This window comes from Streptomyces sp. NPDC060027 (assembly GCF_042737005.1).
In the GTDB taxonomy this organism is placed as follows: domain Bacteria; phylum Actinomycetota; class Actinomycetes; order Streptomycetales; family Streptomycetaceae; genus Streptomyces.
Genome location: NZ_JBHWVI010000312.1, coordinates 1 through 7668, shown reverse-complemented (window position 1 = coordinate 7668; position 7668 = coordinate 1). Strand labels below are relative to the sequence as shown.

The 7668-nt window shown below is 66.6% G+C and carries 10 protein-coding genes and 3 pseudogenes; 12 read left to right on the top strand and 1 reads right to left on the bottom strand.

The annotated features are described in order from the left end of the window. Positions 1 to 152: 152 nt before the first annotated feature. The 9 genes and pseudogenes from ACFWBT_RS39960 to ACFWBT_RS39920 all read left to right on the top strand — a co-directional run. Positions 153 to 520 (top strand): annotated as a pseudogene (locus ACFWBT_RS39960) (transposase); the annotation flags it as partial. Beyond that, a pseudogene (locus ACFWBT_RS39955) lies at positions 520 to 915 on the top strand (PLP-dependent aminotransferase family protein); the annotation flags it as partial. The pseudogenes ACFWBT_RS39960 and ACFWBT_RS39955, both read left to right, overlap by 1 nt. A 374-nt stretch (positions 916 to 1289) precedes the next feature. Beyond that, positions 1290 to 1595, top strand: a complete 306-nt coding sequence (locus ACFWBT_RS39950) for a hypothetical protein (RefSeq protein ID WP_385708868.1) — start codon at positions 1290 to 1292, stop codon at positions 1593 to 1595. After that, positions 1553 to 2215 carry a tyrosine-type recombinase/integrase gene (locus ACFWBT_RS39945; protein ID WP_385708865.1) on the top strand — a complete coding sequence of 221 codons (663 nt, stop codon included), beginning with the start codon at positions 1553 to 1555 and terminating at the stop codon, positions 2213 to 2215. The genes ACFWBT_RS39950 and ACFWBT_RS39945 overlap by 43 nt, the downstream gene beginning before the upstream one ends. Next, entirely contained in the window at positions 2212 to 2370 is a 159-nt protein-coding gene (locus tag ACFWBT_RS39940) for a hypothetical protein (protein ID WP_385708863.1), read from the top strand. Before ACFWBT_RS39945 ends, ACFWBT_RS39940 begins: the two co-directional genes overlap by 4 nt. Before the next feature lie 656 nt (positions 2371 to 3026). Then, positions 3027 to 3155: a hypothetical protein gene (locus ACFWBT_RS39935; RefSeq protein WP_385708859.1), complete on the top strand. Its 129-nt coding sequence runs from the start codon at positions 3027 to 3029 to the stop codon at positions 3153 to 3155. Positions 3156 to 3161: 6 nt separating this feature from the next. Further along, a complete protein-coding gene (locus ACFWBT_RS39930; RefSeq protein WP_385708856.1) occupies positions 3162 to 3647 on the top strand; it encodes a tyrosine-type recombinase/integrase in 486 nt (161 codons plus the stop codon). Next, positions 3637 to 4413 (top strand): tyrosine-type recombinase/integrase, encoded by a 777-nt coding sequence (locus ACFWBT_RS39925; RefSeq protein WP_385708853.1) that lies wholly within the window; start codon positions 3637 to 3639, stop codon positions 4411 to 4413. Before ACFWBT_RS39930 ends, ACFWBT_RS39925 begins: the two co-directional genes overlap by 11 nt. Continuing rightward, positions 4386 to 4865: a hypothetical protein gene (locus ACFWBT_RS39920; protein ID WP_385708850.1), complete on the top strand. Its 480-nt coding sequence runs from the start codon at positions 4386 to 4388 to the stop codon at positions 4863 to 4865. The genes ACFWBT_RS39925 and ACFWBT_RS39920 overlap by 28 nt, the downstream gene beginning before the upstream one ends. A gap of 315 nt (positions 4866 to 5180) precedes the next feature. On the opposite strand, the gene ACFWBT_RS39915 is transcribed toward ACFWBT_RS39920, so the two are convergent. Continuing rightward, positions 5181 to 5522 (bottom strand): hypothetical protein, encoded by a 342-nt coding sequence (locus tag ACFWBT_RS39915; RefSeq protein WP_385708847.1) that lies wholly within the window; start codon positions 5520 to 5522, stop codon positions 5181 to 5183. Between ACFWBT_RS39915 and ACFWBT_RS39910 the strand changes: the two genes are divergently transcribed. The 3 genes and pseudogenes from ACFWBT_RS39910 (at position 5506) to ACFWBT_RS39900 (ending at position 7562) form a co-directional block, all read left to right on the top strand. Then, entirely contained in the window at positions 5506 to 5727 is a 222-nt protein-coding gene (locus tag ACFWBT_RS39910; protein WP_385708844.1) for a hypothetical protein, read from the top strand. The genes ACFWBT_RS39915 and ACFWBT_RS39910 overlap by 17 nt on opposite strands. Positions 5728 to 6084: 357 nt before the next feature. Further along, positions 6085 to 6582, top strand: a complete 498-nt coding sequence (locus ACFWBT_RS39905; protein ID WP_385708871.1) for an ATP-binding protein — start codon at positions 6085 to 6087, stop codon at positions 6580 to 6582. A 237-nt stretch (positions 6583 to 6819) separates the two neighbouring features. Beyond that, positions 6820 to 7562, top strand: a pseudogene (locus tag ACFWBT_RS39900) (transposase family protein). Positions 7563 to 7668 lie beyond the last annotated feature (106 nt).

Sequence of the window (7668 nt, the reverse complement as noted above, 5' to 3'; positions counted from 1 at the left end):
CTCACAACGGCGCTTTGTCATCTTCCTTGCAGAGGACCTTACGCACTGCATCGCCTGCATGGGCTGACAGACGACCTCATTGTGTTAGCCGTTGTAATAGCGGCTAACACAATGAGGTGGCTCGGTCCTGACGGCCGTGTCCAGGGCGGTAGTTGAGCGTTCGGTTCGGTGTGGGGAAGTCGCCGTGGATCGTGTCGGATGAGCTGTGGGACCGCTTGGAGCCACTGTTGCCGCGGCGCGAGCGACGCTTTCGGCACCCGGGCCGCAAGCCGCTGCCGGACCGGCAGGTGCTGTGCGGAATCCTGTACGTGCTCCACACCGGGATCCAGTAGGAGTACCTGCCGCAAGACCTCGGCTTCGGCTCGGGCATGACGTGCTGGCGCCGCTTACGGGACTGGAACCAGGCCGGCGTCTGGCAGCGGCTGCACGAGGTCCTGCTGGCCGAACTGAACGCGGCCTCGCGGCTGGACTGGTCCCGCTGCGTGGTCGACTCCTCCCACGTCAGGGCGCTAAAAGGGGGAACGGTTCGCCGGCCTCGGCAACGCCGCCCTGCCACAACTCGTACTGGCTCAGTTCATGGAATCGGGCGCGATGGAACGCCAGCTGCGCCACCTGCGCAGGCATCACCGCCGCCGCCGGGACGCCATGATCAAAGCCGTCAGTACTCACCTGCCGAGCGCGATCGTGCACGGTGCCGCGGCCGGCCTGCATCTGACAATCACCTTTGAGGCCGAGTTCGCCGACACGGACGTCGCAGCCGCGGCACTCGCGCGCGACGTAAAAGTGCACCCCCTGTCCTGGCACAGCCAGCGACCCTGTCAACCGGGACTGGTCTTGGGCTACGCCGCGAGCACACCCACCGACATCAGCGAAGGAGTGGCAATACTCGGCGAAGTACTGCGACATCTGCCCTGACAGTCTGATCAACGGTGCTCCCGTAACCACTGACAAAGACACCCTTCATTGATATAGGAGCTACTTGTCACTTCGCCGTGGCTTCGGGAGCACGAGACTGACATCGCCGGGCCGCCGCCGCGTAACCCCTCTCCTGGCACACCCGCCAGACATACGCTCCTGGGCTCTGGGCGGGAAGCGTGACGGCTTCCGCGGCCGAGCCTGGGCCACCGGTCACGCCGACGCCGGGTCGACTGGTCCTGCGGGCTGCGCGGGCCGGGCGCCGTCGCCGCCCGGGTGGCCAGGTCCAGGTCGAGGCGGCTGTTCATGTCCAGCTCGAACCGGCCGTACAGATTCTTATCTGGACACCTTCGAGTGACGCCTGAACCGGCGCCGTGGTGATCGAGGTGCGGGGTTCGTTGGGCCACCTGAGTGCAGGGTCGGGGAGGCCGGCCCAGCGGCTGGGCCTGACGGTGGTGGTCGGCGGCCCTGAGGCGCCGGGCAGTTTACTCGCGCCGGCGACAGTGAACCGGATCCTGGCGGCCATCTCCAGCTTCTACGACTGGGCGGTGGTCGCCGAGGAATACGACGGCGACTCCCCGATGCAGAAGCGCCTTGACCCGGCACTCGCCCGGTGCCGGCCGGGCATCAGCCGTTCATGGGCCACGCGAGCCGTCAGCAGCCGATGCGCCGCACGGTGACGGTCAAGCAGCCGCGGCGACTGCCGCGTCCGGTGGACGAGGCGGTGCTGGAGCAGTTCATCGGCAGTCTGAAGCGGCTGCGGGATCTGGCGATGTTCCTGCTGATGCTGGACGGCGGGCTGCGGCCGGGCGAGGTGCTGTCGGTGCACCTGGACGACATCTCCTACGGCCGCCGCCGGGCGACAGTCCGCAAGCGCGACGACCACCCACGCGGGGTCCGCGGCAAGTCCCGCACCGAACGGGTCGTGGACCTGCACGAGCCGCGCACCCTGGACGCGGTCAGCCGCTACGTGATGCACGAGCGCCCCCTCGACAGGACCAGTCCCTTCGTGTTCCTGGTCGGCGACAAGGGCACCCGCCGTCTGGAGCCGCTGGGCTACGACGCGGTGTACGGCTGTTCGCGCGGCGGCTGGACAAGCTCGGTCTGCGCACGCCGGAGACCACGCCGCACGCGCTGCGGCACACTCACGCCACCGCGATGTGGGAGGGCGGCATGCGGGAACTGTCCCTGCAAGAAAAGATTGGGACACGCATCGCCGGAATCGACGAAGGTTTACACCCGGGTCTCCGAGGAGGCTGTGCTGGCCGAGTACACCCGCGCGCTGGAGGGCAACCGGTGATTGCGCTCGCTCGGGCGCCCGCCCCGGAACCGGACCGCCGCCGGTGCCACGCAACGAGGGAGGAGTACTTCGCCTGGGTTCGCACGACGTTCGCCGATGCTCCGGCGTCGATCAAGTCCCGCCGCTACTTCTACAACCGCTTCCTCAAGCACTAGCCGAACTTGGAGGACTGGTTCGCCGAACCCCTGCTGGTCCGCCTGAACCTGCACGGACGTGATCCGCATGAGCCCGGCAAACGCATCAGGCCGTCCCACGAGGCAGGCCCCTACCTCGCCTATCTCTCGCTGGTGCACGGTCTCCGGCTTGACGCTGACTCCGTCCTCAGCCGCAACTTCGACAGCCTGTTCGTCCCCAAGGTCGCCGCCGGCTCGGGCTGGACCTGCTCGATTCACTCTCGGCCCGCATGCTCCAACTCGGCTATGCGCCTGTCAGCGGCCGGTCCGTCCTCACCTGGACCTTCACGCGCCTTCTGCTGATGCGCTGCGATCCCGATCTGCGCGCGATCCGGCCTGGCACCTCGCCGCGCTCGCCGAAGAGATCAAACGCTACTGCGCCCGGCCGGAGGCCGGGTTCGTGCCAGCCATGTCTCCAACGCACGCCGCCGCATGCCCATGGACCAGCTCGCCGAGATCTACCAGAAGGCGTGTCTGACCAGGCTGCAGGGCGTCCATGTGCTGCTGTTCAACATCGGACAGGTCCCCGAACCTCCGTTCCACGGCCTGAAGACCGGCGAACTCTGGCGAACGAACTCACCCCTCCCGAGACACCACGGGCGCTCGCCGCTCCGGTTACGCGCTGGTTGTCGGGACGGTTGCAGACCAGCGACCGTGCGGAGTCCGTCCGCCACTCACGCGACGCCTTCCGCTACTTCCTGCGCTGGCTCGCCCAGGCCCACCCCGACATGGATGCGATGACCCAGCTGGAGCGTCGGCACGTCTAGGGCTTCATGGCCCACCTGCACGAGCACATCAACGCCCGCACCGGGCGGCCGTTGACAGCACGGTCTCGCTATACCTACCTCAGCCCGTTGCTTCGGTTCTTCCGCGAGACCAGCCAGTGGGGCTGGAGCGATGTCCCGGGCCGACCACTGCTTGGCCGCTCGGTAATGCCTAAACTCCCCTCCGGCCTGCCGCGGTTCATCCCCCGGGCCGAGTTGGACCGCCTCATGGAAGCGGTCGAGGAACTCGAAGACCCGCACCAACGAGCCGCTCTGCTTCTGCTGCGCTGGAGCGGCGCCCGGCGTGGGGAGATCGCACGGCTGACCCTGGACTGCCTGGACGCCTACCCCGACGGCTATCCGCGGCTGCGGATCCCAGTCGGCAAGACCTACACCGAGCGCATGGTCCCCCTGCACCCCCAAGCGGCGGACGCCCTGCGTGAGTTGATCGCCGCGGCCAAGGCCGCGAACGCCGCAGCCCGTCATGACGCATAGGCTCAGCGGTCGGTTCCGCTACGTGTTCATGCGGCGGGGCAAGCCCATGGGCCGTCACTTCCTCTACACGGACGCCCTGGAGATCGCTTGCCGCAGGGCCGGGCCCGTCGACGGCGACGGCAATCCCACCGTGACCGCCCACCGGTTTCGCCACACGGTCGGCACCCAACTCGCCGAAGGCGGCGCCCAGATCCAGACGATCATGGCGATCCTCGGGCACCGCAACGCGCAGATGTCGGCAACGTACTCCCACATCAGCGACCCCGTCCTGAAGGAGCAGTACGAGAAGGTCATCGCCGCCGGCGGACGGATCGCAGGCCCGACTGCGGAGGAACTGCTGACCAGCCGGATCGGCGAGGACACACTGAACTGGCTCAAGACCAACTTCTTCAAGACCGAACTCGAACTCGGCCACTGCCTGCGGGCACCCGCTGAAGGCCCCTGCGAGTGCGACCTCTACCTCCGTTGCTCGAAGTTCCTCACCACGAGCGAGTACACCCCGCGTCTGCAATCCCGGCTCGCCCGTGAACAGCAGCTCGCCCAGGATGCCGTCGAACGCGTGCGGCCCCGCGAGGTCGAACGGCACAACGCCATCGCCGACCGACTCCGCGGCCTCCTCGCAGATCTCGAGCGAGACCTGCCACGACCAGGAGACTGGGTAATGATGACGAATTCCGGCCTGCAGAACGACCGAAATGCAGCTCGCGAGGCCGGACTTCAAGGTGATGCGCTACCAGCGTGGAAGGGATCATTGCCGGCGCCTTAGCCGTAGTTGGCACCTTGCTGGGCTCCGTCATAGCGCACCACTACCAAGAGAAGTCCGCCCGCCGGGCCGAGACCCGCGCCCACTCTCATCTGCAACAAGAGCGCCTGTTTGACAACTGTGCTGCCTTTATTGCCCTCGCCGAAGACTACCGCCGCGCGCAGTACGACCGATGGTCAAGCTGGGACGCGGCCCCTCTGAGTGAACAAGCTGCGGCCGCACGAGCCGAGTCCTACCGTCTCTACGTGGAGACACGCAGCAGCGCCTCTCGCCTCAAGCTCATAAGCAGCCAGACAGACATGCAACAGCTCGCCGATCAAGCCAACACGGTGCTGGAGCTCACCAGCGCGATCATCCGGACTGACGACAAGGCAGACATGCTCCAGCGCGGCAGCGAAGCTCAAGCAGCCTGCGACGCTTTCGTCACCAGAGCCAACGCCGTACTACACGGATAACCCCCTCCCAAAGTGTCCAGATAAAGATTCACATGGGTCCAGAACAGCGGCGACAGCGCCCTGCGGTCCGCTTGGGTGAGCTCGTCCGCCCACTTCGGATCGGCCAGGACCCGCGCCCATGGTTGAAGGTCACGTCTGGTTCTCTGCGGCTGTGACGGTGCGGTCGGCGATGTCGCGGAATGCGGGAAGGCCGAGGTTCACGGTGGCGGCGCGACCGTCGGTGGGAGTCCGGTACTCCTCGCTGGGACGGGCGGTGCGGCGGCGGGCGATGGACGACGGGTGACCGTTGATGACCTCCTCGGGATAGACCGCCTTCTATCCCATGGTGGTGTTGATATCCCGGTGGCCGACCACGAGTTGGGCGATGTGGGGCAGCATCCCGTTCATGATCGCATCCGTGATGAACAGCCTCCGGAAGTGTGTGGGCTGAATGTCAGCGGCCGGTTGCCGACGTCGGTGGGCCCGGTGCGGGAGAGCGCCTCGGTGAGCATCTTCCTGGTCCCCAGAGAACAGGATGGACCGGTTCTCCACTCCAGCGTGACGTTGAAACAGCAGCGGCATCGGCGGGTTCCAGACCCGTTCGTGGCTGTCGTAGGACACCACGAACGGGACTGCGCCGGTGGCACCACGGATGCGGCTGATGATCGTGCTGAGCACGTCGGCGAGCTCGGGGCTGATGACGAGCAGTCGCTCGGCATCGGTCTCGGACGGGGGCGATGTGCAGGAGCGGGATGAGCCCGCCGGTGCCTGGCAGTCGGTATTGGACAAGGCCCAGATGGGAGAGGTCGGTGAGCTCCTGAACGCGCAGGGCACCTGCTACCGCGCCGCCGCTTCCCCGGTCCCGGGCAACGAGGCCGGCTGAAGTCCTCCACCCGCTCGGAAGTAACGTGCTCAGGGTGTAGGTGGGCAGAGGGGTTTGCCACGTCGCGGAGCGGTTGATTGCACCAACTTTCAGCAGCTCCCGCCTCACAACTCCGCCCGACAGCAACAAGGCCCGGCCTCAACCCCATGGAAGACGTCAACCGCAGAACGCGCCCTCTAGGCTGCGACTCATAAACCGTAAAACACCATCCGCACGTTGTTGGGTATGTTTTGCTCATTCTTGCTGTGCCGATGAGGTGGAGGGTGATGAGTGGAGGCATCGACTCGCACCTTCGAGCCGTTCCCCCACCAGGGTCGAACAGGCCGGAAGAAGTCGCCCCCTTCGGATGTGATCGTCATGTACGTCGCCACCTCAGAGGAAATGCCCACGCAAGCAGCAACTCGATTCGCTGACAAGGCGGGCGCGCCGAACATGGTGGCGCTGACGTCCCCTCGCCAGCACCCGTCCAGCAGCGGAACCTGGCTTCTGGCTCATCATCCCAGTGCGGCCGGCACCGCACGGCGGATCGCCACTGCTGTCCTCAATGAGTGGCACATCGATGGTCTGGCTGCGGATTCAACGGTGCTGATCGTTTCAGAACTGGTCACCAATGCTGTGGAACATGCGCAACCGCCGATTGCCCTGCATCTCCACCATGAGCGCGTCGGCCAACGCTTTTGGATCGGGCTCACCGACGGCGGACCGGCAGCCAATGAGGGCGCATGGACCGCCAGCTGCGCCGAGGATGAGCACGGGCGGGGCCTGGGCATCGTCGAAACACTCGCGGAATCGTACGGCGTACACACCCACAGCGGCGGCGCCATCCGCTGGGCACGTCTCAGTTCCGTGGTCTGAAGGTTCGCCCCTTCGATGCAGACCGGAGGCGTACTCGGTCTGCAAGACCCCGAGACAGCGAATAGCTGCCCCGCCGTGTGTTCCTCACTGTGTGGGCAGAGCCTTGTCGGAATAGAGCAGTGAGCTCTTTCAGTGCGGCCACTGATCGGGTGACTCCGAGGGGATGCGCAACGCACGAGGCTCCCGTGCCGTTGAGAGAGGTGTTCGACGGCTCAACTCATTGGCGCAGGAGCCTCGTTGGTTGCCTATCCTGCCGCACTCGACCTTCCTCACGCCCTGGTCGAGTGGGTCACCATGCTCATCGTCACCCGCGAGGGTGACCGTCGCTGCAAGCTCCCGCCGCACCAGCGTGCCCTCGTCGGCCTGGTGTACCTGCGCCGACACGACACCCTCGCGCAGCTCGCCGCCGGCTTCCGGCACCGCCCACGCCTACACCGCGGCCGTCGTCGACCTGCTCGCCGGCCACGCACCCAGCCTGCTGCGTGCCCTGCGTGAAGCCGACCTCCAGTACGTCCTGCTGGATGGAACCCCGGCCGAGTGCGACCGGGCCGGCGACGGCCGGACCGACTACTCCCACAAGCACCGCAGGCACCGCAGGCACCGCGTGAACGTGCAGGTGGTGACCGACCCGACGGGGAGCCTGCTGCGGGTCTCGCCCGCGCCGCCCGGCCGTACGCACGACCTGACTGCGGCCCGCACCCACCGGATCATCCGGATCTGCGAACGCCAGGGCGTCCCGATCCTCGACGACCGCGCCTACGCGGGAGCCGGCCCGTGAGTGGCGACACCCCTCAGACGCCCACCGGGCTGCGACCTCACACCAACCCAGCGAACAGTCAACCGCACGCTCTCGGCGGCGCGAGCGCCGATGGAGCGCGGCGTCGCAGGGCTCAAGTCGTGGCGGATCTCCCGTCAAAGCAGCCCGAATCGAATATCGTCAATCACCGCAGCCGTCCCTCACCCTGGAGCGGCAACACTGAAAACAGCTCAGTGAGCGTTTTCAGCGTGGCCACTGATCGGGTGACGGCGGTGGCATGAGGTGGATGCCCGCAACACACAGGGCTCCCGTGCCGTTGAGGGAGGTGT